At 63.9% G+C, this 24625-nt stretch carries 26 protein-coding genes; 15 read left to right on the top strand and 11 right to left on the bottom strand.

Annotated features, from left to right (window positions below):
- The 3 genes from FH061_RS31840 to FH061_RS21930 form a co-directional block, all read right to left on the bottom strand.
- Nucleotides 1–780: a CBS domain-containing protein gene (locus FH061_RS31840; RefSeq protein ID WP_404822493.1), complete on the bottom strand. Its 780-nt coding sequence runs from the start codon at nt 778–780 to the stop codon at nt 1–3.
- A gap of 310 nt (nt 781–1090) precedes the next feature.
- Complete coding sequence (locus FH061_RS31505; protein WP_151637976.1) at nt 1091–1630, bottom strand: hypothetical protein; 540 nt, start codon at nt 1628–1630, stop codon at nt 1091–1093.
- A 97-nt stretch (nt 1631–1727) separates the two neighbouring features.
- Entirely contained in the window at nt 1728–3080 is a 1353-nt protein-coding gene (locus FH061_RS21930; protein ID WP_151637977.1) for a cytochrome P450, read from the bottom strand.
- Nucleotides 3081–3373: 293 nt separating this feature from the next.
- On the opposite strand from FH061_RS21930, the gene FH061_RS21935 reads away from it, so the two are divergent.
- Nucleotides 3374–4051, top strand: a complete 678-nt coding sequence (locus FH061_RS21935) for an alpha/beta hydrolase (protein ID WP_151637978.1) — start codon at nt 3374–3376, stop codon at nt 4049–4051.
- Nucleotides 4052–4248: 197 nt separating this feature from the next.
- On the top strand, nt 4249–4824 hold the full coding sequence (locus FH061_RS21940; protein ID WP_151637979.1) for a hypothetical protein: 576 nt from the start codon (nt 4249–4251) through the stop codon (nt 4822–4824).
- Between the two features lie 36 nt (nt 4825–4860).
- Here the strand turns inward: FH061_RS21940 and FH061_RS21945 are convergent, their stop codons facing one another.
- Entirely contained in the window at nt 4861–5301 is a 441-nt protein-coding gene (locus tag FH061_RS21945; RefSeq protein WP_151637980.1) for a hypothetical protein, read from the bottom strand.
- Between the two features lie 190 nt (nt 5302–5491).
- Here FH061_RS21945 and FH061_RS21950 point away from each other — a divergent pair, with 190 nt between their 5' ends.
- Nucleotides 5492–6418 (top strand): ABC transporter ATP-binding protein, encoded by a 927-nt coding sequence (locus FH061_RS21950; RefSeq protein WP_192805192.1) that lies wholly within the window; start codon nt 5492–5494, stop codon nt 6416–6418.
- The gene (locus FH061_RS21955) at nt 6415–7176 is read left to right on the top strand and encodes an ABC transporter permease (protein ID WP_151637982.1); all 762 of its coding nucleotides are present in this window, start codon (nt 6415–6417) and stop codon (nt 7174–7176) included. Before FH061_RS21950 ends, FH061_RS21955 begins: the two co-directional genes overlap by 4 nt.
- A 244-nt stretch (nt 7177–7420) precedes the next feature.
- Here FH061_RS21955 and FH061_RS30645 read toward each other — a convergent pair whose 3' ends face one another.
- The 4 genes from FH061_RS30645 to FH061_RS21970 form a co-directional block, all read right to left on the bottom strand.
- The gene (locus FH061_RS30645; protein ID WP_192805193.1) at nt 7421–7573 is read right to left on the bottom strand and encodes a hypothetical protein; all 153 of its coding nucleotides are present in this window, start codon (nt 7571–7573) and stop codon (nt 7421–7423) included.
- A 53-nt stretch (nt 7574–7626) separates the two neighbouring features.
- A complete protein-coding gene (locus FH061_RS21960; protein WP_151637983.1) occupies nt 7627–8304 on the bottom strand; it encodes a DsbA family oxidoreductase in 678 nt (225 codons plus the stop codon).
- A 38-nt stretch (nt 8305–8342) separates the two neighbouring features.
- A complete protein-coding gene (locus FH061_RS21965) occupies nt 8343–8759 on the bottom strand; it encodes a hypothetical protein (RefSeq protein WP_151637984.1) in 417 nt (138 codons plus the stop codon).
- A gap of 170 nt (nt 8760–8929) precedes the next feature.
- On the bottom strand, nt 8930–9994 hold the full coding sequence (locus FH061_RS21970) for an HDOD domain-containing protein (RefSeq protein WP_151637985.1): 1065 nt from the start codon (nt 9992–9994) through the stop codon (nt 8930–8932).
- A 223-nt stretch (nt 9995–10217) separates the two neighbouring features.
- Between FH061_RS21970 and FH061_RS21975 the strand changes: the two genes are divergently transcribed.
- From FH061_RS21975 to FH061_RS21995, 5 genes are all read left to right on the top strand, one after another.
- Entirely contained in the window at nt 10218–11276 is a 1059-nt protein-coding gene (locus tag FH061_RS21975) for an HDOD domain-containing protein (RefSeq protein WP_192805194.1), read from the top strand.
- A gap of 130 nt (nt 11277–11406) precedes the next feature.
- Nucleotides 11407–12495, top strand: coding sequence for a PRC-barrel domain-containing protein (locus FH061_RS21980; RefSeq protein ID WP_151637987.1), 1089 nt, complete (start codon nt 11407–11409; stop codon nt 12493–12495).
- A gap of 48 nt (nt 12496–12543) precedes the next feature.
- On the top strand, nt 12544–13713 hold the full coding sequence (locus FH061_RS21985) for a glycosyltransferase (RefSeq protein WP_151637988.1): 1170 nt from the start codon (nt 12544–12546) through the stop codon (nt 13711–13713).
- Between the two features lie 147 nt (nt 13714–13860).
- On the top strand, nt 13861–14334 hold the full coding sequence (locus FH061_RS21990; protein ID WP_151637989.1) for an SRPBCC family protein: 474 nt from the start codon (nt 13861–13863) through the stop codon (nt 14332–14334).
- Nucleotides 14335–14398: 64 nt separating this feature from the next.
- The gene (locus tag FH061_RS21995; RefSeq protein ID WP_151637990.1) at nt 14399–14752 is read left to right on the top strand and encodes a CzcE family metal-binding protein; all 354 of its coding nucleotides are present in this window, start codon (nt 14399–14401) and stop codon (nt 14750–14752) included.
- 4 nt (nt 14753–14756) lie between these two features.
- Here FH061_RS21995 and FH061_RS22000 read toward each other — a convergent pair whose 3' ends face one another.
- Both FH061_RS22000 and FH061_RS22005 read right to left on the bottom strand, forming a co-directional pair.
- Nucleotides 14757–15629, bottom strand: coding sequence for a MipA/OmpV family protein (locus FH061_RS22000; RefSeq protein WP_225984802.1), 873 nt, complete (start codon nt 15627–15629; stop codon nt 14757–14759).
- 235 nt (nt 15630–15864) lie between these two features.
- The gene (locus tag FH061_RS22005) at nt 15865–16866 is read right to left on the bottom strand and encodes an MBL fold metallo-hydrolase (protein ID WP_151637991.1); all 1002 of its coding nucleotides are present in this window, start codon (nt 16864–16866) and stop codon (nt 15865–15867) included.
- Nucleotides 16867–17288: 422 nt separating this feature from the next.
- On the opposite strand from FH061_RS22005, the gene FH061_RS30650 reads away from it, so the two are divergent.
- The gene (locus FH061_RS30650; protein WP_192805195.1) at nt 17289–17459 is read left to right on the top strand and encodes a hypothetical protein; all 171 of its coding nucleotides are present in this window, start codon (nt 17289–17291) and stop codon (nt 17457–17459) included.
- Between the two features lie 146 nt (nt 17460–17605).
- Here FH061_RS30650 and FH061_RS22010 read toward each other — a convergent pair whose 3' ends face one another.
- A complete protein-coding gene (locus FH061_RS22010; RefSeq protein WP_151637992.1) occupies nt 17606–17803 on the bottom strand; it encodes a hypothetical protein in 198 nt (65 codons plus the stop codon).
- Between the two features lie 576 nt (nt 17804–18379).
- Here FH061_RS22010 and FH061_RS22015 point away from each other — a divergent pair.
- From FH061_RS22015 to FH061_RS22035, 5 genes are all read left to right on the top strand, one after another.
- Nucleotides 18380–18709 carry a hypothetical protein gene (locus FH061_RS22015; protein ID WP_151637993.1) on the top strand — a complete coding sequence of 110 codons (330 nt, stop codon included), beginning with the start codon at nt 18380–18382 and terminating at the stop codon, nt 18707–18709.
- Nucleotides 18710–18956: 247 nt separating this feature from the next.
- A complete protein-coding gene (locus tag FH061_RS22020; protein ID WP_151637994.1) occupies nt 18957–19958 on the top strand; it encodes a 3-oxoacyl-[acyl-carrier-protein] synthase III C-terminal domain-containing protein in 1002 nt (333 codons plus the stop codon).
- A gap of 89 nt (nt 19959–20047) precedes the next feature.
- Nucleotides 20048–23392, top strand: a complete 3345-nt coding sequence (locus tag FH061_RS22025) for a class I adenylate-forming enzyme family protein (protein ID WP_192805196.1) — start codon at nt 20048–20050, stop codon at nt 23390–23392.
- Nucleotides 23386–24372 (top strand): amidohydrolase family protein, encoded by a 987-nt coding sequence (locus tag FH061_RS22030; protein WP_151637996.1) that lies wholly within the window; start codon nt 23386–23388, stop codon nt 24370–24372. The genes FH061_RS22025 and FH061_RS22030 overlap by 7 nt, the downstream gene beginning before the upstream one ends.
- Entirely contained in the window at nt 24369–24605 is a 237-nt protein-coding gene (locus FH061_RS22035) for an acyl carrier protein (RefSeq protein WP_151637997.1), read from the top strand. The genes FH061_RS22030 and FH061_RS22035 overlap by 4 nt, the downstream gene beginning before the upstream one ends.
- Nucleotides 24606–24625 lie beyond the last annotated feature (20 nt).

Raw genomic sequence — 24625 nt, forward strand, 5'->3', positions numbered from 1 at the left:
CTATGGCCTGGCGCCGATGCCGGTGCCAGCCGAGCCCGCCGTGCCGGCGGTGCCGCCCGAAGCTCCCGAGGCGCCTGCCGCATCGGTGCCGCCCGGCGCTCCGGTGCTGCCGGCATTGTCGGTGCTTCCGGCGGTGCCGGCGGCGCTTGAGGAAGCGGAATTCCACGGGCCCGATGGATCGATGAGCGCGCCCGGCTCGGCCCTGTCGCGCCCTTCGGCGAGCAAGGCGTCGGTGCCGGCGAAGCCGGTCGCGGTGCCGGGGCTCGAACCCGCGGACGGCTTGCCTCCCGTCGCTCGCCGATGATGATGCGCCTGCTGCTCCGGCTTCGATCGGTCCGGCTCGGACGGCGTGGATATGCGCGCGGCGGTGTCGTCGGCGGTCTGCCTCTGCGCGCCGTCGCTGGACTTGGTGATCAGGTCGCCCAGGGCAACGATGCCCACCAGCTTGTGCTGCTCGTCATGGGAAACCACCGGCACGCGGCGGATCTGCGTATCCGCCATTTTCTGCATCACGCTGTCGACTTCCTCATCCTCGAAACACCAGCGCACATCGGTACTCATGACTTCATCGACATGCGCTTCGGACGGCGCGCGCCCGGCCGCAGTGGCACGCACGGTGATGTCGCGGTCGGTCACCATGCCGACCAGGCGATCGCCATCGCAGACCGGCAAGGCACCCACGTTGAGTTCATCCATCAGTTGCGCCGCGCGTTGCAGGCTTTCATGGGGCGTGACGAAGCGCACGTCGCGCGTCATGATTTCGGAAACCGTTTGCATCATTCTCTCCTTAATGGCGGCCCGCTCATCGAGACCAGGCCGTGATTGCATGCCCGCGCGGCGGCGTGGGCCCGCAGGCAGATTCAATGATCCTTCCCCTCGTGCTTGCCGGCGGCATCAAATGCCGGGGTGGCGCATCTGCGGCACGGGAGATATGAGAGCGCAGTCAGCGGGACAAGTTGCGCCGCCCGGCCAGAAAAGAAAATCCAGGGTGGATGCGCCTGAGGGAAAGCGGGCGAGGGAATGAAAAAGGCCGGCGGATGCCGGCCTTCGGTGCGGTTTCAGGTGTGCACTGCGGCACAGTCGTGTGCCGTTAGCGGCCAATGCCGTTGGTCGGCCCCGAAATTCCCGGCCCGCTGGGCGATCCGGAAGAGCCGCTGCCCATGGTGCCTACGCCGCCCGACGTGGGATTGGCGCTCGGCATGCCGGGACCGCCGACGCTGTTGCCGCTGCTGGTGCCCGAACTGGCCGACGATTGTGCATTGCCGCAGTTGACGCCTGCGCGGCCGGTCTGCCCGGTTGCCGATGCGCCGGACGCCGACGAGCTTGCCATGCCGCCGCTTCCGGATGCGCTCGTCATCGGCGGGCAATCGGCGGCGCTGCCGGTCGATGCGGTGCCGGAACGGGTGTTGCCCGATGCGGACGAACCGCTTCCGCCGCTGCTTCCGCTTGACGACATGCCGGTCGAGCCGCTGCTGGCGTCAGAACCGCCGCGGCCGCCCGGCTCTACCGAGCTGCCGGAGCCCATGGTGCGGGAACTGATGCCGGAAGTGCTGTTGGTGGGTGTCTGCGCATGGACGATGCCGGCGGCCGCAAGCAGCGCCGCAAGGCTCATCGAGGTAAGGATTTTCATCTTGACTCCATCATGATTCGTATCGGAACCATGGGAGTCTGCAAGGAGCATGCCATGCGGCGCGGCGCTCATGTCTGAATGCACAATAATGCCCGCATCACCATTCCTGTCCGCTTCGCCCGCTCTCCATGCCCTGCGCCGCCTGCGATCCCATCAGGCCGCTTTCCGCCTCCATCACCGGTTCGGCAGTGCTGAATACATGCCTGACTTGGCTGATGACGAAGCGGCTTTCCGGTATCGCCGGCATGCGCGACATGTCGATGCGCAAGTCCTGCGCCGGCACGTCATAGTCCATGGAGAACAGCAGCAGGCGCGTGGCGGTTTTTACCAGTTCGATGGTGAGCCATTCGCCGGCGCAGCGATGGCCGAGATCGAAGTCGCCGTCGCCTTGAGGTATGAAGTTGTGCGGGCTGGCATTCCAGTCGCGGAAGCGCTCCGGTCGGAAAGTCTGCGGATCTTTCCAGAGATGCGGGTCGTGATTGGTGCCGTAGATGTCGAGCAATACCCATGTGCCTTGTGCAAAGTGCAGGCCGCGCCATGTAAATTCTTCGCGCACCCGGCCGCCGACCGCGGGGAAAAAGGGATAGAAGCGCCGCACTTCCTGCACGAACCAGCCGAGGTAGTCGTCCTCGCGGGACTGCGCGGAAAGCAGCCGTGCGCGCACGTCGGGATAGCGATGCAGCGCAAGCGCGGCAAAGGTGATGTAGCGGGCCACCGCCACCGTGGGACGCAGGATATTGATCAGCTCGACTGCGGCCACGGCGTTGTCGAGCAGTTCGCCGTCGGCATCGCGATGCAGCGCAATGATCTGCGCCGCGCTGTCGTCGGGCACCTGCATGTGTCCGGCACGAATCATCATGATGACGCTGCGTATCCAGTCCTCGGTGCGCGAGCGCAGCCGCATGCCCCGCCAACTGCGCGGGCCCACCGCGCCGGCGCCGTCGATCATCGCGGAAAACTCACGCGTGCGCTGTTCCAGCGCCGCGTCGGTCAGGCTCAGTCCCGTCCATTCGCATACCGACTTGCACAGCAGTTGCTCCATCTCATGATGCAGCACTACCTGTTCCGCGCTTTCCCATTGCCTGAGGCGCTGGTGCCATTGCTCGGCGAACATTTGCGTCAGGCTGCCGATGCGCTCCGGCCGCATGAGGGCCATGAACATCTGCTTGCGCCGCCGGTGCGCTTCGCCATCCAGCAATTGCACGCTGCCCAGATCCTGCAGCAGCAGCAACGCGGTGGGTGGCAAGGCATGCTTGCGGGTGAAGCGGTCGGGCTGATAGAACATCGCCGCCCCCGCTTCGCCGGAAACGCAAATCACCTTCTGTCCCATCAGGCGGGTTTCAAACATGTCGGTCCGCAGCCGCCCGCAGCGGTTGGGAATGAAGTTGTAGGCTTCGCGCAGCAAGGCCAGCGTGCTGTCGAGCGCCTTGTCCCTGGGTATCGGCTTCATGGCATGCTTCGCAGGAGTCATTGGCGGTGTCGGCGCGCGCTTCGGATGCGTATATGAGCGCATGCTCGCAAGCCAGCATGCATCGGCGCCCACCGGTGTCGTATGTCCTCTTGCGATGAGCCTGCCCGCGGAAAGTTCAGTGCCGGTTCCCGCCCGGCCGGCGAATGAACTTTATGCCGCCTTGATTTTCTGACCGGATTTGCGGCAGGCCTGCGCATGCCGCTGGCTTCCCCGCTGTTGCGACGGGAAAAGCCGCGGACAGCCATGCAAAGACGCAACAACGGAGCAATATCATGAGTCGCGACCCGCGCCTGCATGCAAGACCGCCAGCGCCATTGCCTGGCGGCGGCGCAGAAGCAGGCTTGCAGAGCCTGCCGCTCGGCGGCATGCGCGACAGCTACCTGTATGTGCCGCCGGACTACGATCCGTCCTCGCCTTTGCCGCTGGTGCTGCTGCTTCACGGCGCCGGCGGTCATGCGCAGCACGGGCTCGACCTGCTGAGCCATCTGGCCGATGATGCGGGGCTGATCCTGGTGGCGCCGGCATCGGCCTCGCACAGCTGGGATGTGATCGTCAGCCGTGCCTATGGCGCCGACGTGGCCTTGCTGGACCAGGCGCTGGAACACGTGTTTGCACGGTATGCCATCGATCGCTCGCATCTTGCCATCGGCGGCTTCTCCGACGGCGCGTCCTATGCGCTGTCCCTCGGGCTGGCCAATGGCGATCTGTTTACGCATGTCATCGCCTTTTCGCCGGGCTTCATTGCGCCGGTGACGCCGCGCGGCCAGCCGAAGGTATTCATCTCCCATGGCACCCGCGACGGCGTGCTGCCGATCGATCCCTGCAGCAGGACCATCATGCCGCGATTGAAGCGCGCCGAATACGAGGTGAGCTACGAGGAGTTCGAAGGCGGGCACGAGATTCCGGCGCGGATTGCGCAACGCGCGGTGGATTGGCTGGCTACAACCTGAAACAGCAGGTCCGGAGCTCCTGGCCACTGCGCATGGCTCCCCTCTTCCGCCTGCGGGAGAGGGGCCGGGGGTGAGGGGGGTGTTGAAACCCCATGAGGTGATGCCCTCCCTTGTTCCTTATTCCTCCACCCCTTGCTGATTCTCATCGCCTTCCCGCAAGGCTTTGCTACCTTATGCAACAAAGGAGGCATGCCGCCATGATCAAATCCTCTTTACCGCGTTTTCTCCCGCTGGCATTGCTGCTCGGCGGCATTCCGTTCGCCGCCCACGCGGCGGAAGAACTGACCATCACCGCCCCTGCCAAGATCGGCAAGCCTGCGGAACGGGTATACCGGCAAGTCCTGCCGGATGGAAAAATCCTTTATTCGGACAAGCTGGTCAAGGGAGCCAAGCTGGATGAAACGCTTGCGCCCGATCCCGCCGCCAATACCTGGAAATCCGAATCGGGCAAGCGTCCCGCGGTGCCGCCGCGCGTGGAGCGCACTCCGGTCAACAAGGTGCCTTCCATCGCCTCTCTCGACAGGCGGAGAAGCGTTCAGGATGCGGATGGCGACGTGATCAAGGCCGAGATGCTGCTGGAGGATGCGAAGAAACGCCAGCAGGCCGGCATCGAACCCCTGCCCGGAGAGCGCACCGGCAATGCCGGCGGCGGTTCGCGCCTGAACGAACATTACCAGGCGCGTCAGCAGCGGTTGCAAGAAGATGTGGCCGAGGCCGAGGCGATGCTCAGGCGTGCGCGCACCGAGCGCACTGCCCTGCTGCCGGCGCGCTGATGGATTGCATCCTCGCCGGCAGGCATGGCATGGCCATCATTTCAATTGGGTCCATGGCACGCTGTTGATCGGCGCGGCATTGCGTCCGCAATCGCATTCGTCCCAGTTGTGATGATCCCAGACCGACGGATTGAATTCGCTCGACGTTGCGTGAAACTTGCTGGACGCGGCATTCGGCAGTGCCGCCCCGTTGGCCTGACGCAGATCGTCGTCGGCGGGCGCGCCGCCGCAGGCGCTTAACATGATTGCAGCACCGACCGACATCAGCATTGATGTCAACGCTCCGCAAGTTGTTGCTGTGGTTTTCAACACTTCCCCATCCCAGAAAAACTTTCCTCGCATCATGTTGATGCAAGGCACGTGTCTCTGAGATTGCTGTGCAGAAAAGGTTCCGGCAGTCAACGCAAAAAATGAATGGAAACAACTTTTACGGCTGCGGTCATGGCGGGAAGTACAACGGACTTGTTCTTCCTGCATGCCATGCCGTCAATGGCCGTTGCCATCGCTGCATTGAGGACCTGGTTCGCCAGGGAGCGGCGCCGCTCGCGTTTTCACGCAATGTCTTACCATGTCGTCTATTCATTGCGATAAGGAGAACCCCCACATGGCGCAAGTTGCCCGGTTTGCATGTCCATCCCGTTTCCCGTCCGGCTGCTGAGGAGTGCTCGTGCAAGCAGTCATTTCCGTCAACGGACTTACCAAGACCTATGCGTCCGGCTTTCAGGCGCTCAAAGGCATCAACCTCGATATACGGCGCGGCGAAATCTTCGCGCTGCTCGGCCCCAACGGCGCCGGCAAGACCACGCTGATCAGCATCATCTGCGGCATCGTCAATGCCAGTACCGGCACCGTGCTCGCCGATGGCCATGACATCGCGAGGGAATATCGCGCGGCGCGCGCCAAGATCGGACTGGTGCCGCAGGAACTGTCGACCGACGCCTTCGAAAGCGTCTGGGATACCGTCAAGTTCAGCCGCGGCCTGTTCGGCAAGCCGCCCGACAAGGCCTACCTCGAAAAGATCCTGAAGGACCTGTCGCTGTGGGACAAGCGCGATGCGAAGATCATGGCGCTGTCGGGCGGCATGAAGCGGCGCGTGATGATCGCCAAGGCGCTCAGCCACGAGCCGAAGATCCTGTTCCTCGACGAACCCACCGCCGGCGTCGACGTCGAGCTGCGGCGCGACATGTGGCAGATGGTGCGCAGCCTGCGCGAGAACGGCGTCACCATCATCCTCACCACCCACTACATCGAAGAGGCCGAAGAGATGGCCGACCGCATCGGCGTCATCCGCAAGGGAGAGATCCTGCTGGTGGAAGACAAGGATGTGCTGATGAAGAAGCTGGGCAAGAAGCAGCTGACGCTGCATCTGCAGCATCCGCTGGCGGCATTGCCGGACGGCCTGCAGGAATATCAGCTCGAACTCTCGCAGGACGGCACGCAGCTGACCTATACCTTCGACGCGCAGGAAGACCAGATCGGCATTCCCGACCTGCTGAAGCGGCTCGACGAGCACGGCATCCACTTCCGCGACCTGCAGACCAGCGAGAGTTCGCTGGAAGACATCTTCGTCAGCCTGGTGAGGGGGCGCGCATGAACTTTTACGCAATCAAGGCGATTTACCTTTTCGAGATGGCCCGCGCCTGGCGCACGCTCCTGCAGAGCATCGCCTCGCCGGTGATCTCGACCTCGCTCTACTTTATCGTCTTCGGCTCGGCCATCGGCTCCCGCATGGCGCAGATCGATGGCATCAGCTACGGCGCCTATATCGTGCCGGGGCTGATCATGCTGTCGGTGCTGACGGAGAGCATTTCCAATGCCTCGTTCGGCATCTACATGCCCAAGTGGGCGGGCACCATCTATGAAGTGCTGTCGGCGCCGATCTCGGCTTTCGAAATCGTGATCGGCTATGTCGGCGCGGCGGCCAGCAAGTCGGTGATCCTCGGCCTGATCATCATGTTCACCTCCTGGCTGTTCGTCGACTATACGATCGTGCATCCGTGGTGGATGCTGGCCTTCCTGATCCTGACCTCCATCACCTTCTGCCTGTTCGGCTTCATCATCGGCGTCTGGGCCGACGGCTGGGAAAAGCTGCAGATCGTGCCCATCATGATCGTCACGCCGCTGACCTTCCTCGGCGGCAGCTTCTATTCGATCAGCATGCTGCCGCCCTTCTGGCAGAAGGTGACGCTGTTCAACCCGGTGGTCTATCTGGTCAGCGGCTTCCGCTGGAGCTTCTACGGCGTGTCGGACGTGAGCGTGGGCATCAGCCTTGGCATGACGCTGGTGTTCATGCTGCTGTGCCTGGCGGGCATCTGGTGGATCTTCAGGACCGGGTATCGGTTGAAGACGTGACGGGAGAAGACCGTACGGTCAAGGGCCGCGCCGAGGCGGTTTCATGGGAGGCGATGCGCCCGCCCCTCCCTGCGCCGGGTGCGGCGGGCGTCCCAGCCTCCCTCCTGAAAAGGAAGGAGCATCGCTTGCTCTCCCTGGCAGTCAGGCGCTTGCGGGCGCAATGCATGCATTGCGAAGCCGGGGCTGATGAATTTCAAGTGCCGAACCAATCGCTGCGGGTGGATTCGGTCCATCGCCGAAAGCCTCAGGAAGACTGCGCCGGCGGCTGCTTGCCGTCCTCCGCCGGCAATTCCTGCGGAACCGGCTGATAGCCGGGATTCACCAGAGGATCCTGCTGCGGCTTGTCGGTCCGCGGCTGGATGGGCATCGGGTCGGGACGCGGCTCTTCTCGGTTCATGGCAATTCCTCGGATGATTGCGCGGGCGGTCCTGGCCGCCGCAGGATCTGATATCAGGCAGCTGGAGTCGTCGAGGCGGCCTGCGCCACCTTGCGCAGCGCATCCTCGAACACTTCCACCGGCTGACCGCCCTGAATCAGGTAGCGGTCGTTGACGATGACTGCCGGCACGGAATGTATTCCCTGGTCGAGATAGAAGCGTTCCCGCTGGCGCGTCTCTTCGGCAAATTCGCCGGAGTCCAGAATCTGTTTTGCGCGCGCGGCATCCAGCCCGACTTCGCCGGCCACGCGCAGCAGCACCTCATGCGAACCGGGGTTTTCGCCCTCGGTGAAGTAGGCGCGCAACAAGGCATGCTTGAGTGCCGCCTGCCGCGCCGGACCTTCGAGCTCGGCCCAGTGCAGCAGGCGGTGCGCGTCGAAGGTGTTGTAGATGCGGCCGCGCTTGTCCATGCGGAATTCGAATCCCACCGCTTCGCCGCGCGCGCGGATGGCTTCGCGGTTGCGCTCCGACTGCTCGGGCGTGGCGCCGTATTTCTCGGCCAGGTGCTCGGTGATGTCCTGGCCTTCCGGCTGCATCTTCGGATTGAGTTCGAAAGGCTGGAAATGCAGGTCGGCCCGGATATCGTCGCCAACGCGTTCCAGCGCCTGCTCCAGGGACTTCAACCCGATGGCGCACCATGGGCAGGATACATCGGAAACAAAATCGATCTTCAGTCGGGTCGGATTGGTCATGACATTGGCCTCGGAATACGGATGCGGAAAGCCCAATGTTAGTCCTTCTTCTCCGGCTCCGCTTTGCCGGCATCGGCAGCCTCGCCGCTGTCGGCCTCAAGATCGCCGTCGTCGCCGACCCCGTCGACGCCGCTCTCCAGCCCGGCCTTGATGCGGCGCAGGCGGGCATATTCTTCCGGGTCTTCCTTGGCGAGCTTGCTGTCGCGCCACTTGTAGAACACCGCGATGCCCAGCATGGCGGCGGCGCCGATGGCGAGCTTGCCCTTGTTGTTGCCGATCAGGGCGGCGGCCTTCATGGCCAGCGGCGTATCGGCTTCGGCGGCTTCCTCGGTCAGGGTATGTTCCGGCTCGGGCTGCGGCGTGGTGTCATCCGGCCTTGCGTGGGCGTCAGTGCTGGTGTCGGCGGTGCCGGATGCCGGGCTGGTGTATGGCTTGGCGGATTCGTCTTCGGACATGGCGGCTTCCTTCAGTGGTATGTGCGCAGTTTTATGTGCGGCAATGATGTTGTTATAACAAACTTAGTGCGGTTGCACCGGAAGTAGTTCACCGGTGAAATAGAAGTAAGTCACAATTCATCAATTGCAAGCGCTTGCGGAAAGTGAACGCGGCTGCCGATTGCTGTCCCTTATTTATTCCCGCCAGCGGTCCCGAGCCAGTCGCGCTCCTCGACTTCCGCCAGCTGCCTCAGGCAATCCATCTCCCTGCCGGACAGGCCGTCCGTTACATGCGGATCGGCAGGGTCGAGCCTTTGGTGGCGCGAAAGAATGTCGATCTTGCTCAGGTAATCGCCCATCCACAATACCCTGCCTACCGGCGACATGGCCGCCGGGCGCACGGATTCGCCCTGCTCGCGGATGGCTTTCATCACGGTATCGGGAAAATGCCATTCGCTGCCGATATTGACCGCCAGCGTGCGGCCGAAACCCGCCAGCGCATTGCAGAAGGTGGGTGATCCCACCGGCTGGCGGCCGTCGGACATCTGGTCGATGACCCGCAGCGACACCGTCAGGCCGACGTTCTGCACCAGGCCGGCAAGGAACACGTCGAGCGGGTCTGCCGCCTCGCCGCTTGCCAGCAGCCGGTTGGCAAGCGCGCAGCGCTCGGACTGCGCCCACAGGCGCGGCGCCACCATCCTGGTGAAGCTGCCGGAATGGAGATCGATGATGGGCTTGAAGGCGACCCCCGTGATCAGCTGGCGCAAGCCGTCCTGCCCGAGGATGAGGATCGCATGGTCGATGCTGTCGATCGGCTTGCCGGGACTGTAGGCGGCGCTGTTGGCAAGACGCAGGACCTCGGCCACCAGCACCACGTCCTGGGAAATCTTGCGCGCCAGTTCGGGCCCGGTGAAATCGCCGCTGCGCAGGCTTTGCAGGAGCTGGGGAATCACGCCCGGCATGCGCCGCACCAGGTGCGCGCCGGCCTGCTCGGACTTGACCACGCCGTCCAGCGCCGCGAGGATCGCATCCTCATTGCCGTTGGTGAAGATGTCAGGGTGGCTTTCCGCTTCGAACAGCCAGCTGGCGAAAACGAAGTCCACCTGATCGCGCTGCAGGGTCGACACACTGTCCGCGGCGAAGCTGGGCTGGCGCGGCGGCGGTGATGGTGATGATGGCACGGGCGCGGCGGCCGGCTGGACGGTTCGCGCGGGTTTGCCGGCGTCGGAGAATAAGCGGCGAAGCCAATCGTACATGGGATCAGTAAGTCAATTGTTTTGGAGCAATACGCCCCGATTTAAACATGCCGCGCAGGCGGCGTCGAGGCCAATTCCGTGATTGGCACGGGCCATGCACCGCGCAGGCCCTGCGGTTTCATGCCGCGGATGCAGACCGAGACAGCCGGGCAGGCTATACTTTCCCGTCGTTACCCCGCCATCCGCCCCATCCCGGAGCGGATTCCTTCCCGATGCCGTGCTGATGAAAAACTGGTTGAACCGCTTGCTGGGCCGCGAACCGGAGCCCTCCCCGGCCGAGGCAATGGAAGACGCCTCGCCGCCGGCGACGCTGGACACCGCGACCACCATGCTGGCGCGTTCCGCCTCCGATATCGATGGCCTGTTCCATCCCTGGCTGCTGGGCATCGATGCCGGCGCCGGCCTGCGGCCCAATGACACCGAGGTGCGCCTGGCGCGGGCGCTGCAACGCATCGCGGGCGGGAGCGAGCAATCGGTGTCGGACCTGGTGCCGCGCATGCCCGCGGTGATCCCGACGCTGCTGCAAAGCCTGCGCGACAAGGATGTGTCGAATGCCCGGCTTTCGCAGCAGATCGTCCAGGACCCGGTGTTGCTGGCCGCGGTGCTGCGCCAGGTCAACACCTCCTATTACCGCCGCCGCGCCGCCATCACCAGCATCGAACAGGCGCTGGCGCTGCTCGGCCAGAACGGCCTGCGCCTGCTGGTGGCCAGCGTCGCGTTCAAGCCCGTGCTGGGCCAGCAGTCCGGCCACTTCACCCGGTCCGCCGCGCCCCGGCTGGTGGAACTGTCTTCCCATACCGCCCTGGCCTGCCGCTGCCTGGCCGCGCGGCGCGGCGCCGATGCCTTCGAGGTCTTCCTGGCAGGACTGCTGCAGAACGTCGGCATGATGGTTGCCCTGCGCGCGATGGACCAGATCCATGACGGCAGGGAAACTCTTCAGTCGGGAAAATTTTGCGCGGTATTTGCAGACAATGCACGCCGTCTTGCCGTGCGGGTCGGCAGGGAATGGGCATTTCCCGCCCCGGTGGTGGAAGCCGCCGGGCAGACTGGCCTTCCTTCCGCTTCGGCCGCTTCCCCTGTTACTTCTCCCTCCACGCCGTCGCTGGCGCCGGCGGTCAGGCAGGCGGACCTGCTGGGCAAGACTCGCACCCTGGCCCACAGCGGCGGCATCGGCATGGATGAGGCGGAATGCCTTGCCGCCGAAGCCGGAGCGGACTGCCTGGCATGCTGGCAGGAACTGGCCGAGCGCGATGCCGACGCCGCCGGCATGAAGTTGTCCTAGAAAACCCCCTTTTTCACCCCCATTCATTACCGGTTTCCGTGTGCTGGGCTCGGATTTTGCTCAAGACAAGGCAAGGAGCGTCTGGAACTTCCGGGCGTTCATGTCTCGAGTCTCTTGAGGAGTCTGAATAATGAAAATCGAAAATGGAAGAAAGCTGATCGCGGCGGCCGTGGTCGCTTCGTGCGGCATGGCCCTTTCCGCACCGGCCCTGGCACAAGCACAAACACAGGCACAGGCCCAAGGCAAGACCGGCGCCCCCGCCGTGCGGTCCTCCACCGGCCAGAGCACTTCGCGCGACATGCGCGCCAGCAAGCTGATCGGCATGGATGTAAAAAATGCACAGGGCGACAAGCTCGGCAAGATCGACGACGTGATGGTCGATATCAACAATGAACGCGCCGCCTATGTGGTGCTGTCCGCCGGCGGCGCGCTCGGCGTCGGCGACAGGATGGTGGCGGTGCCGGCCGCCAGCTTCAAGGTCGGCAGCGACAAGGACGGCGTGATTCTCAACGCCACCGCCGACCAGCTGAAGAAGGCACCGAGCTACGATGAAAAGAAGGAAGCGAACTTCAGCCGCGACAGCTACCGCGGAGAAGTGGACCGCTATTTCTTCAAGGAAGAAACCGTGCGCCATACCCCGGCGGGCGCCAAGCTGATGTCGGCCAAGTATCTGATCGGCAAGGACATCAACGACCGCGCCGCGCATGACGCCGGCGAAATCGAGGATCTGGTGCTCAATCTCGGCAATGCGGGATCGTATGTGGTGATGGAAGTGGACAAATCCTGGAGCCCCGGCGACAAGCTGGTGGCCGTGCCCTTCTCCGCCTTTACCTATCCCAGCCGGCCCGACCTTGATCTGCTGCTCAACATCGACCGCAAGGTGGTGGAAAACGCGAAAGGCTTCACCGACAACAAGTGGCCGGATCTCGGCGCGACGGGTGCACAGCAGCAGATCCGCCAGGAACTGGCCAGCATGCAGTCGGCGGTGAAGTCCAACCCGGGCGAGACCCAGACCGGCCGCGAGACGGCCGCTTCCGGCAACATCCCCGGCACCCAGCCGAGCGGACCGTCGAGCGGCGGCCCCGGCAATGCGACCGGCGGCAGCTCCAGCAGCGGCGGCGCCGGCGGCTCGGCGGGTGCCAATGCCGGTTCGTCGGCGGGCACGAGCTCGGGCGCGGCCCCGGCCTCCGGCACGCCGTCGGGCGGCAGCGCGCGCTAAGATCCAGAGCCCCATGGCCCGAAAGCGCGGCGCGGACCGGGATCGCCCTTGTCATTGACCATGCACGATGCGGCCTTCTGGCTCGCGCTGGCGAGTTTCCTGATCGTCGGCGGCATCTGCCTGGAAGTCGCGCTCGGCTGGCGCAAGATCGCCCAGCTCAGGGACATGCCGCCGGCCCGGGACGACGAAGCATTGCCCACGGTCTCGGTGATCGTGTCGGCGCTCAACGAGGCCGGCACGATCGAGCCCGCCATGCGCTCGCTGCTGCGCATCGATTATCCCAGGCTGGAAATCATCGCCATCGATGACCGCTCCACCGATGCCACCGGCGCCGTGCTCGACCGCATCGCGGCGGAAGATGCGCGGCTTACCGTGCTGCACCTGGAATCGCTGCCCGCCGGCTGGCTCGGCAAGAACCATGCGCTGCAGCGCGGCGCGCAGATGGCGCGCGGCGACTACCTGCTGTTCACCGACGCCGACGCCGTGTTCGCGCCGAGCGCATTGCGGCGCGCGGTCGCCTACTGCGAGCACAGGCGGGTCGATCACCTGACCCTGTTCTTCGATGTGATCGCGCGGCCGCCCCTGCTGCGGGTAATGATCCTGAGTTTCGCCACCGCCTTCATGTCGCGCTTCAAGCCCTGGAAGGTGGCCGACTCGCCGAAACGCTATGTCGGCGTCGGCGGCTTCAACCTGGTGCGGCGCCATGCCTACTTCGATATCGGCGGCCATGCCGCGATGCCGCTGGCGGTGCTCGACGACATGATGCTCGGCAAGCGCATCAAGGCGCATGGCTTTCGCCAGCATGCGCTGTTTGGCGGCGACATGGTGGCCATCGAGTGGTATCCGACCACGCGCGACATGATGCGCGGCATGGAAAAGAACATTTTCTCCGCCTTCGATTACCAGCTGCTGCAGCTGATCGCGGTAAGCGTGCTGATGCTGGCGCTGCGGGTATGGCCATGGATAGGCATGTTCGCCACCGAAGGCGCCGCCCGCTGGCTGAACATCGCGACCGTGCTGGCGGGCATGCTGCTGTACGCCGACCTGCTGCATGCGCGCGGCTGGCCTTGGCGCTGCCTGCTGTACGCGCCCTTGGTCAGCCTGGTGGAACTGCTGATCTGGTGGCGCGGCAGCCTGCTGGCGCTGGCGCGCAACGGCATCGACTGGCGCGGCACGCGCTATCCCTTGCAGGAACTCAAGCGGGCGCATGAACGCTGAGCCCGCGCTGAATCTTTGCAGGCGCATCGCATGTCCAAACCAGGGAACCATGGAAGCCATGACAGGAATGCCGGAGCACGCCCGCGCCGGGCGATGAGCGGCAATCTATGGCAACGCGCAACTGGAAGCTGGAAACCGGAGGTGACCATGTCACTCGTTGAAAAATCGATCCAGGTGAATGTACCTGTCAGCACCGCCTACAACCAATGGACGCAGTTCAGGGAGTTTCCGCAATTCATGGATGGCGTCACGGAAGTCAGGCAGCTCGATGCCACCCGGCTGCACTGGCGCGCCGACATCGGCGGCAGGACCAAGGAATGGGAAGCCGAGATCACGGAGCAGTTGCCCGACCGGCGCATTGCATGGCGCAGCATCTCGGGCGCGCCCAACGCCGGCATCGTATCCTTCCAGGACCTCGGCGCCGGCGGCACCCGGGTCACGGTCCAGATGGATTATGCGCCGCAGGGCATCGCCGAAAACATTGCCAGCGTGCTCGGCCTGCTGGAACGCAAGCTGGAAGACAACCTTGAAGGCTTCAAGCGCTTTATCGAAGCGCGCGGCCAGGAGACGGGAGCATGGCGCGGCAGGATAGACCAGCCGCATGAGCACGCCGGCGGCTGAGCCGGGCCCGCGCTGCCGCTTCCCGCATCACTGCATCATCTCTGCATCAACATCGGAGTCCGTCATGAAAACCACTTCCCTGCTGGCAGCCATCGGCGCCCTTGCGGTGTCGCTCGCATCGCCTGCCGTCCCGGCGCTCGAGACGCCGGTCAGGCTGCTCGGCGACCCGGCGCCGCCGGAGGCCGCGCAGTATGCCATCGCCATCACGCCCGCGACACGCTGGGTCAATGTGACCGGCGGGGAAATCGTCCGGTTCGACGTCGGCGGCAAGTCCTTCGCCTGGAGCTTTACCGGGGCCGGCAGCGTGTCCGCTTTCGATCTCAAGCGGGTGGCGCCGCCGGGCTTGCTCGACCGCAGCATCATGGCCTATATCGCGCCCGATCCGCGCTATATCGGCGGCGACTCTCCCGAAGAATGACGATTCAATCGTCGCTCTGCACCATCGCTGCCGACTGGCCGAATATCCACGAGACCGCAAGGCCGGCGGTGACAGCGCTGCGCTGCCGCACCAGCGGGCTGTCGGCGAAGGTGGCGCCGCCCAAGTGGTCGTAGCGCAGGAAGGCTCCCACCCAGTAACGGGAATAGCGCTTGGACAGCGTGGCCGCCGCCTGCATGCCGGCATAGCCGCCTGGCGCCGAATAGGCCGGACGGCCGGGTCTTGCCTCTGCCGCTCCAACGCCATAGACATAGCCGTTGTACTCGCGCGAGCCATAGACCGGCCCCGCCTGCAGCCCGAGCTTCCATCCCGCGAAGCCGGCCGGATCGTCGAGCCGCAGCAACAGGTTGGGCGAGAACAGCCAGCCGACATGGCGCGGCGAAGATTCCACCGTCAGCGCCGCGCGCACCGGCAGGCGCAGGTCGAGACGGGCATGCCGGCGCTCGCTGCTCCATAAGCGCAGGTCCGCCGTCGGGCCGGCTTCCAGGATGGGCCTGAGCTTTTCCATGCCCTGGCGCAGGGCATTGTTGTCGCTGCGCCCCGGCAGGCTGGCATTCAGGCTCAGGTTGACTTCCACCCGTTCGTTTTCGAACAGCGCCGCGCGCATGCCGCTGCGGTCGGCCTGCAGGATGTCGCCGCGATAGACGAAGTAAGGCGCGGGCAGCAGATAGCTGGAACGGGTATCGGCGCCGCGGTAATCGGGCACGCTCAGGACGCCGAGCCCGAGGCCGACTTCCCACCTGGGCTGCGTGTCGGCGCGGGCATCGGCGGCCACGGTCATGGCATGGAGGAAAAACAGCAGCGCCGCGCGCGGAAGACAGGCAAGGGAGATAAAGGAAGCGGGATGATATGCAGGCATGCGTAGCGGAAAGGAAGGAATTCCGGATTGGACCGCGGGCATGGCGAATCATCCCGGCGGCTTGAGCTGGCGCATGCCTGCCGCACAGGCCAGGCGATGAAATGGCTTGGGATTGGCATGACGCGGGCGCTCCGGTGATGCCTCTCCGCTTTCATGGGAAAGCCAGGTAGCGCGGACCGGAGCAAGCGGAGGCCGCAGACATCCGTGCCGGCGCGGCGGCCGGCACGGCAGGGAATCACTTCTGCTGCAAGGGCGAATATTCGACCGGCACCCAGGAAAAGCCCTTCTTTTCGGCGCGCACATGGCCGATGCCGGGGAAAGGCAGGTGCGCCCCGGCGACCCAGAGCTTGTTCTTCGCGGCCCGGGCGAAGATGGACTTGCGGGTGGCGATCGCCTTCTTGCTGTCGACGTCGAATTCGATCGCGACTTCAGGCCGCGCGAATTGCACCGCGTGGCTGTGCACGATGTCGCCCCAGACCAGCAGCTGGTCCGCGTCCTTGCCGAACAGGTAGCCGGCGTGGCCGGGCGTGTGTCCCTGCGCCGGTACCGAAACCACGCCGGGCAGGATGGTATCGCCGGGATTGAACTGCTTGAACTTGCCGGCCGCGACATAGGGTTCGATCGCATCGTGCGCCATCTTGAAGAAGGCCTGCACTTCCTGCGGCGCCTTGGCGGCAACGTCCTTGTTCAGCCAGAACGCGGCTTCATCCTCGGCCGCGTAAATGGTGGCATTCGGGAAGGCCGGCCGGCCTTCGGCGGCCAGCAGTCCGCAAGCATGATCGCCGTGCAGGTGGGTCAGCAGCACGGTGTCGATCTGCGCCTTGTCGTAGCCTGCCGCGCGCAGGTTGTCGGGAATGACGCCGAGCGTCGGGCCGAAGCATTTGGCGGCCCCGGTGTCGACGAGAATGAGGTTGCTGCCGGTATTGATCAGGTAGGCATTGACCGCCGTCTGCACGCCCTTGCTCGATGCAATGAACATGCGGGCAAGCAGGCCCTGGATATCGTCGGCGCTGGCTCCCTTGAGCAGCTTGGTGTCGAGCGCGACATAGCCGTCATAGAGCGCGGTGACCTCGATGTCGCCGAGGTTCATCCGGTAGAAGCCGGGGACCTGCGTGGTTTGCTTGGCCGGCGCGGCGGCCAGCGCTTCAGCCGGCAGGACGCCATTCAAAGCGGCCGCTCCGGCAAACAATGCAGACAGCAGCCAGTGCCGTCCCGTCTTCGATTTGAATGTTGCCATGAACTCTTCCTATCAATTGAACAAGATTATCGATCATAGCGTAAATCGAATGCGGAAACTTTACCTGGTGTTCACACCTCCCCGGCCAGGCTGCCGTCCCATGCATGCCGGCACGGCCGCGCGGCCTTGATGCGTCGCGGACGGGAAAAATACGCAGCCATGCAACTTTTGAAAGATGCGCGATCCAACCGATCAACGCGTCTGCCGGCACGGCTCAAGTGTTGCTCAAATGTCATTCAAGTGTTGCAACCGGCAACTGGCAACCGGCAACAGCGCGGCTGATGCCTGACTGCGAAGACCCGGAGCCTCAGCACCAAAGCTTCTGATACAAAATAATCCGTTGCAATGCAGAACCATTTTTTGAAAGCGGAAACTAAGATGTCTTTAGGCCTCGGCAAGGTGATGTCATGCAGGATCGCAGAATGAACTCCGCCAATATCAGTGCAACAAGTGCGTTTGCGCGCCTGATGGAAAAGCTTACCGGCAAGCCGGCGGCACCCGAACAGGCAAAAGATGCGGTTGAAGGCGCGGACTTCGGATCAAAGTCGATTGTCGATGTCACCGAAGCGCTGCTGCGCCAGCTCGACAAGTAATAACAGGCCCAGGCCATTGCACGACATGGACCGGCATTCACATGATCCGCGGATCTGATGATCTGCTGATTTGCAAGGCATGAAAAAGGCACCGCTAAACGGTGCCTTTTTTCATGCTTGCGATTGCTGCAAGCAGGCCTTCCTCATCAATGATGGCGTTCCTGCTTCTTGCCGCCGCCTGCCCCCTCATCGCTGCCCGCCTTGGTATGGCTCTTGGCATCATGGCTGGTCTGATTGCTGCGTCCCGACTGGCCGTCGACGGACTTGGCATCGGCTTCGGTGGCCGCTCCTTTTTTCGGATCCTGCGGCGTGCCGCCGGTATTTCCTGTGCTTGCATTTGTCATGATGAACCCTCGGTTTATGTCTGGAAATTAGAGCGGATTGCGAGCGAGTGCAAGGAAGAATCGGTCTGTCCAGGTATGCGTGGCAGGCCGGGACAGCCGTACGCGCATTCGCAATCCACCCCAAGCATTAGCGCGTTTTCACCCTGACCTGCCTGCCGATCCCGGACAGATTGACCAGGCCGGTCAGCGCGAAAACGCTCCGATCCATGTAGACAGCCGCTGCTTGCCAAAGATTCATCCGGCGCGAAAAAAGCGGTGCCGCAAGACTACTGACGTCTTAAATACCTGCCTGCCTGGCTACAACTTCATCAGACTCACTAGCGCGTTTTCCATCGTGGAAAACAAGATCCGAAGGTATTCGCCAAAGCACCAAGGTCGATAAGGGAATGGCCAAGCAATTGGTCGGTGCTGGCTTCGTCATCCTCTTTAATCCGCGCAATCCTGGCCTTGCATACGCGCGGATTTCCTGGCCGCTTTCGAATGCGCGGTCGCAGCGCTTCACGCCTCATGCCTTGCGCAAGCCGCTTGCCGCGCCGCCCGCCACTGCTTGAGAAAGCATGCAATTACTTCCATTGCATGAAAAATATTCGGGAACTGCCCCCACTCGCCAATCCACCCATAGAAGCACAACGTTGTGCGACATACAAGTTACAACCAACTATTTATTTTAAGGAGCAAATTATGGGCGTACCAGCAATTCCTCCCGGCGGTGGCGGTGGCGGTGGTCAAGCTGTCGAAAAAGAAAAAGATAAAGGCTGCAGCAAGAAGGCCGGCGATCCGGATAAAGGCGGCGGCGGTGGCGGCGGCGATGGCGGCAATAGCCTCGAAAAAGTCCTCGACGGCCTGCCTCCCGAGGTGAAGCAACAGATCCTGGATATGATCAACCAGGGCAAAGATCCGGTGTGAGCCACTGGTGACTCGCTGAGATCGAAACGCGGCAAACGACTTCTCTTCCGCGCGGCCAGTCCTCGGCCAGTGCCCGGGCAAATGCGCCGTTGTGCTGATGGACGGGCCCCGCTCGGTTCGAGAAGCCGAATCCGCGATATCACAATCATTCATTGATTGGCTGAGGGAATACCGACTCCGGCATTCCCTCCGCATGAAAGCCCGCTTCAGCGTCTTTCATGTGCGGCCATGACAAGACGGAGACGCAATGCAGGACACCGAGCACAGCACTATTCCCGGCGCCAGCCTTCCCATCGGCCTGCGGGGCATTGCCTATTACGTGGGCAGCAGTGTACCAATCCAGGAACTGTCCTGTCTGGCGAACAACGCCGAGCTGCTTGAGCGCTTCAAGGCCGCTCACTTCAGAAATTTTTCCCGGTCCGACATCTCGCTGCCGGAGCAGGCCGCGCATTGCGCGCAGGCGACGCTGAACAAATGCGGCATGCAGGCAGGCGATATCGATGCGGTGGTCATTGGTTTCTCCGAACTGCGCGAATGGACCTCTTACCCCGAACAACTGACTTACGCCATCCTCTCGCGCCTGGGCATGAACCACATTCCCGTCGTCGGCGTGACACTGGCCGGATGCGCCAATGTCACCAGCTCGCTCAGGGTGGCGCGCAACATGATCATGGTTGACGGTTACCGCAACGTGCTGGTGGTCGAAACCAATCTGCTTCGCGACGATAGAAGAAGACTGGAAGGAACTGCGCCGGGCGCCACGCCGGAGAACGTCTTCGGCGACGGCGCCGTGAGCTTCGTCCTTACCAGGGATAACGACACCGCCGACTTCGACCTGCTGGCGATGGACCAGATCGTTTCCTATACCGAGGGCGAGCAGACCACGATCCAGGATGTAATCGCCACCAGTACGGCCGCCAGCCGACGCGTCATTGGACGCGCGCTCGACCAGGCCGGCGTACAGCGCGAGCAGGTCAAGTGCGTGCTGCTCAACAACATGAACATCCTGATGATGGCCGCGCTGTTTCGCCTGTACGGATTCACGCATGCGGACTTCCATATCGAGAACACCCTGCGCTACGGCCATGTGTGGAGCGCCGACAGCTTCATCAATCTGCATGACTACTGCGAAACCAGAAAGCCGCTGGCGGGTGCGCATTTCCTGTTGATAGGCCATGGCAACACCTATTACTCCGCGCTTGTTCTCCGGCTGCGGCATTCCGCAAGCGATGCCGCGCAGGCGAATTGAAGGAGCGGGTGCCGCCAAACGGCGCCGGCGGCAGCGGCGCCTTCCTCATGCATCAACTGGATCAACGAAGGAACCCGGAAGGAGCGACTATGCATTCCACACCAGAACGTGATTTGCCCAAAGCGGGATTTCAGTTCATTCTCGACGATATCGTCGAACGGCTCCAGCGCGGCGCCAGCCTGCGGGCAGCCGTCGAAGACATCCTCACGTTCGGCCGCCGCGCCGACCTGCAGTCCGGCCTCGAATCGCTGACGCCGCTACAGGCCGCGCTGCTCGACATCGCGCCTGGCCTGCCCCTGCATGCCGCACGGCCGGCTGCCGCGGAAGGAAGCGATGGCAAGCCGTACGCCCTCGGGGTGTGGAGCTATGGACGACTCTGGCTGAGCGATGCCGCGCCCGCCGATCCGGAATGCCGTCTTATCGGGCATGTGCATGTGCCGCATGCGCTGGACGCGGCGATCGACGCGCGCGCCGCGCAGCTGCGGCAGGCGCTGCGCGCCAAGGATGCGGAAATGGATGCCTTCTTCGCGGCTTGCGATGAGGAGGCCTTGTCGGCCTGCCTTTACGAGGTCCATGAGACCCTGGACCATACCGATCCGCTGCTGCTGTACATCGGCGACAAGACCCTCACCAATGTCGGCAGGTACAACAACCTGCAGGCGCGCAATGGCGCAAGCCTTCCGGACTGCTTCTTCAACCGGGCGCCGCGGATGCGCCTTCAGGACTGGACCGAAGAAGAGCGCATCATGGTGTTCTGCCTTTACTGGCTGCGCGTTGCCGGCTGCCGGGGCGAGGAATTCAATGCCCGCCAGCTGAGCCCGGCCACTCTGGACGCCTACCTGGATCAGCGCTTGCGCGACTATCGCGAGCGCGCGCCCTGGCTCGCCTGCGTGCCGGCCGCTTCCATTGCCGACAAGGCGCGCCTGCTGGCGCGCTACCGCGGCGAGACGGCCGGAGATCTGCTCACGTACCGATGGGTCAACGGCCTGACTTTCTACAAGGAAGAGCGGCTGGTGGAGCGCAAGGCATTGCCCGCCGGCGCGAGAATGATGCCTGCCGACCTGCGCCGCTATCTGGCCACCTCCTGCGGCGTCGATGCGGATGCTTTCGACAGCCTGGACCGGCTGTTCGAGGCCTGCATCGCGCGCATGGCGGCAAACGATTTCGCCTGCGATGACACCGGCATGCACGCATTTGAAAGACTGCTGCAGGCGATCGTGGACAGCGCCGTCGAAGCGACCGGCAGCGACGTCGGCCTGACCCGGGGCTTCCGCGACATGCTGCGCTGGCAGCAGGCATTCGCGGCGCAGTCCTGGGAGGATATCTGCAATTGGGCGCCCGGCGAACACTATTGCGCGGTGTTCCCGAGCAAGGCCTTGCAAGCGCGCCTGCGGCACCAGCCCGACATGCTGATCAAGATGCTGTATGCCTGTTCGGGCCGGATGCAATTCAACAGCTGGCATTACACGCCGGGCCACTGCCCGCGCGCCAGCGTTCCCGCCGACCGGCATTTCTATCTGCCGCCGCGCATGCCGGACACTGCGATCTGGTCCGACCAGCATCATGCAGGCCATGTGCATGCGCAGGTGCGCAACACCATCCGCTGCCCCGAGCCCATCCTGATGAACGGCCGGGTCTATCCCGGCCTGGTCGACCTGCGCCTGTTCCGCCAGAGCGGACATGCCTACACCGACGGAGAGCTGTTCCTCGCGCTGAACTATTCCGGCTATGTGCGCGCCGCCTGCCAGGCCTTCGCCGACTACCAGCTGAAGAACCGGCGCGCGGTGCCCGTCACGGCTTTCGGCAAGGAATGGTTCCGCGAACATTTTTCGGCATCCTGCGCGGCGATGGAACATGCGCACGAGCAGGTGCCCAGGCGGCCGCTGTCGACGCTGTTCCGCATCTTGTGCCGGCATGCCCAGGTGGAACAGACCGCGCTGATCGAAGCTCGCCACGGCATGGCGGAGGTGCATCTTTCCTACCGCGACCTGGTATCGAAAGCGCTCAACCTGCGCACGGCGCTGGCGCGCCTCGGGCTTGCGCCCGATGCCTGCGTCAGCTTGTGGTCGCAGCGGCCGCTGCACCAGGCCCTGGCGATCATCGCCGGGCTGGCCAATGGCATCACCATTCATCCGCTCAATCCGGGCCTGTCGGCGAGCATGCTGGAAGGACAGCTGCGCCATGCGCGCCCCGACCTGCTGATCCTGGATGACGAAGCCGCCCTGCCCGAGGGACTGGACGCCTGCGCGGTAAAGGGAACAGCTTGCCTGCGCTGGAACGAGATTTTCGGCACTTCCGGCATGGCCGAAGCCAGCGCCGTCGTGGCGGCCCTTGCCGATGTTGCCGGCGCCGCCGACGAACAGGCCGGCCTGCTCATCTATACCTCCGGAACGACGGGAGAGCCAAAAGGCGTGCGGCTTGGCTGGCGCGACATCGCGGCCAACGTGCGGCACGCGATCGGCGCCCTCGGCTACCAGCCGGGATGGGTGGCAGGCAGCCTGCTGCCGCGCTTCCATACCTTCACCCTGATCAGCGACCTGCTTCCGGCGCTGCTGCTGGGCGGGCGCACGGTGCTGGTCGATTCCTTCGACCTGCAGAAGCTCAAACCCGTGGTGGAGACATTCCGCCGCCATGGCGTGCAATCGTACAGCGCCGCGCCGGTGGTCTTCGAGGCATGCAGCGCATTGCGCGCCTGGCGCGACGTGCCCAGCCTGCAGTTCGCCGTCGCCGGCGCCGCGCCGCTCAAGGAAAGCACGCGCATCGCCTATCTCGAACTCTTCGGCCATCCCATCGTGCCCTGCTACGGCCTGACCGAAACCACCTGCTTCGCCGCGATCTCGCCGCGCACGGCCATACGCGCCGGCTCGGTGGGCCTGCCCGCCGGGATCGAGGTCTGCGTGATGGATGAGCACGGCAGGCAGCTGGCGGCCGGCATCACCGGCGAACTGGCGATGCGCGGGCCGTCCGTTATCCGCAAGCACTATTTCCGCGACCACGAGGGCCGCTTCGCGAAAACCTTCCATGACGACGGCTGGTTCCTCAGCGGCGATATCGGGCATATCGATGCCGACGGCTACATCTACGTCACCGGACGCAAGAAAAACATGGTGATCCGCGGCGGCGAAAAGGTCTACCTGGACGACCTCGACCGCTGCCTGTTCGATGCGCCCGGCGTGGTGGACTGCGCCAGCATCGTGCAGTGCCAGCCGGGCAAGCCGGACGTCGCCTGGACCTTCATCGTCACCGCCGACGGCCGTCCCATGCCGCGTTCGCATGTCGAGGCGATCGTGCACCGGCGCCTGACGCCGCGTTACATGCCGGACCGCATCGTCTTCATCGAGCGCGTGCCGCGCACGCCCTCGGGCAAGGCTGCGCACCGCGAACTGCTCGCGCTTGCCCTGCACGCGGAGAACGGCGAGGTAGCCACATGCTGATCATTGACAGCCATGCGCATGCGGCCACGGAAGACGTCCTGCCGGTGCGCTTCTTCGACGGCTGGGTCGACAACCTCGAACGCCTGCTGCCGCCGGACGCGCCCGCCGGACAGCGGGATGCGCTCAATGCGATGTTCAGGCGGCTGAACCAGGACCCGCGGTGCGACAAGCTGATTGCGGAAATGGACCGCGCCGGCATTGCCAAGACGGTGCTGCTGATCGTCGATTTCGCCTTCGCCTATCCGGACCAGCCCGACCTGCTGCGGGAGGTCTATGCGATGCACCGGGAGCTGATGCAAAGACATCCGGGCCGCTTCATCGTGTTTGCCGGCATCGATCCGCGACGCGGGCAGGCGGGACTCGAACTGGTCGAACAGGCGCTGCGCGACTGGGGATTCCGCGGGCTGAAGATATATCCGCCCTGCGGCTATTCCCCCTCCGTGCATGAGCTGTATCCGTTCTACGAGCTTTGTGAAAAATACGGCGCTCCCGTGCTGTCGCACATCGGCCCGACCTCGCCCACCCTGTCTTTCCGTTTCACCCGCCCCGACGATGTCGAAGATGCCGCATTCCGCTTTCCCAGGGTGAATTTCATCCTCGGCCATGCGGGTGTCGTCTGGCGCCAGGAAGCCGGCATGCTGGCGGCATACCGGCCCAACGTCTACATGGATCTGTCGGGCTTCCAGCCGGAGTGGCGGCGCGGCGACCTGGATGCCATTCTGCTGGAGCACAAGCGCGGCGGATTGCTGCGCAAGCTGCTGTTCGGCACCGACTGGCCGATTCACCGCATCCTCGGCGGCCAGAAACAATGGGTGGATGCCTTCATCGACTGCGCCCGCCGCGGCATTCTGAGCGACGAGGAACTGGGGTGGATTTTTTATGACAATGCGGCGCAGATCCTGCGCGAACCGATGCGCGGCAGCATGGCTGCCGGCGTTCCCACAACCCAAAGAGAAGAAAGAGAAGGAGTTCCCTCATGACGAACAGCTCGGAACAGAAAAACATCATTCTTGACATCGTGGCGCGCGCCGCGCAACGTCCCGCCGACACATTGCAGCCGGCCGACAGCCTGACCGATCTCGGCATCGACTCGCTCGCCTTCATCATGATGGTGCTCGATGTCGAGCAGGCGCTGGGTCGCCCGGCGTTCAACATGGAAACGGTGGGACAGTTGCGCACGGTCGGCGACCTGCTCGCGCCGCTCGGGCAGTAAGCCCGCTATTGATGCATCAT

It is taken from the genome of Noviherbaspirillum aerium, from assembly GCF_008929045.1.
In the GTDB taxonomy this organism is placed as follows: Bacteria; Pseudomonadota; Gammaproteobacteria; order Burkholderiales; family Burkholderiaceae_D; genus Noviherbaspirillum; species Noviherbaspirillum aerium.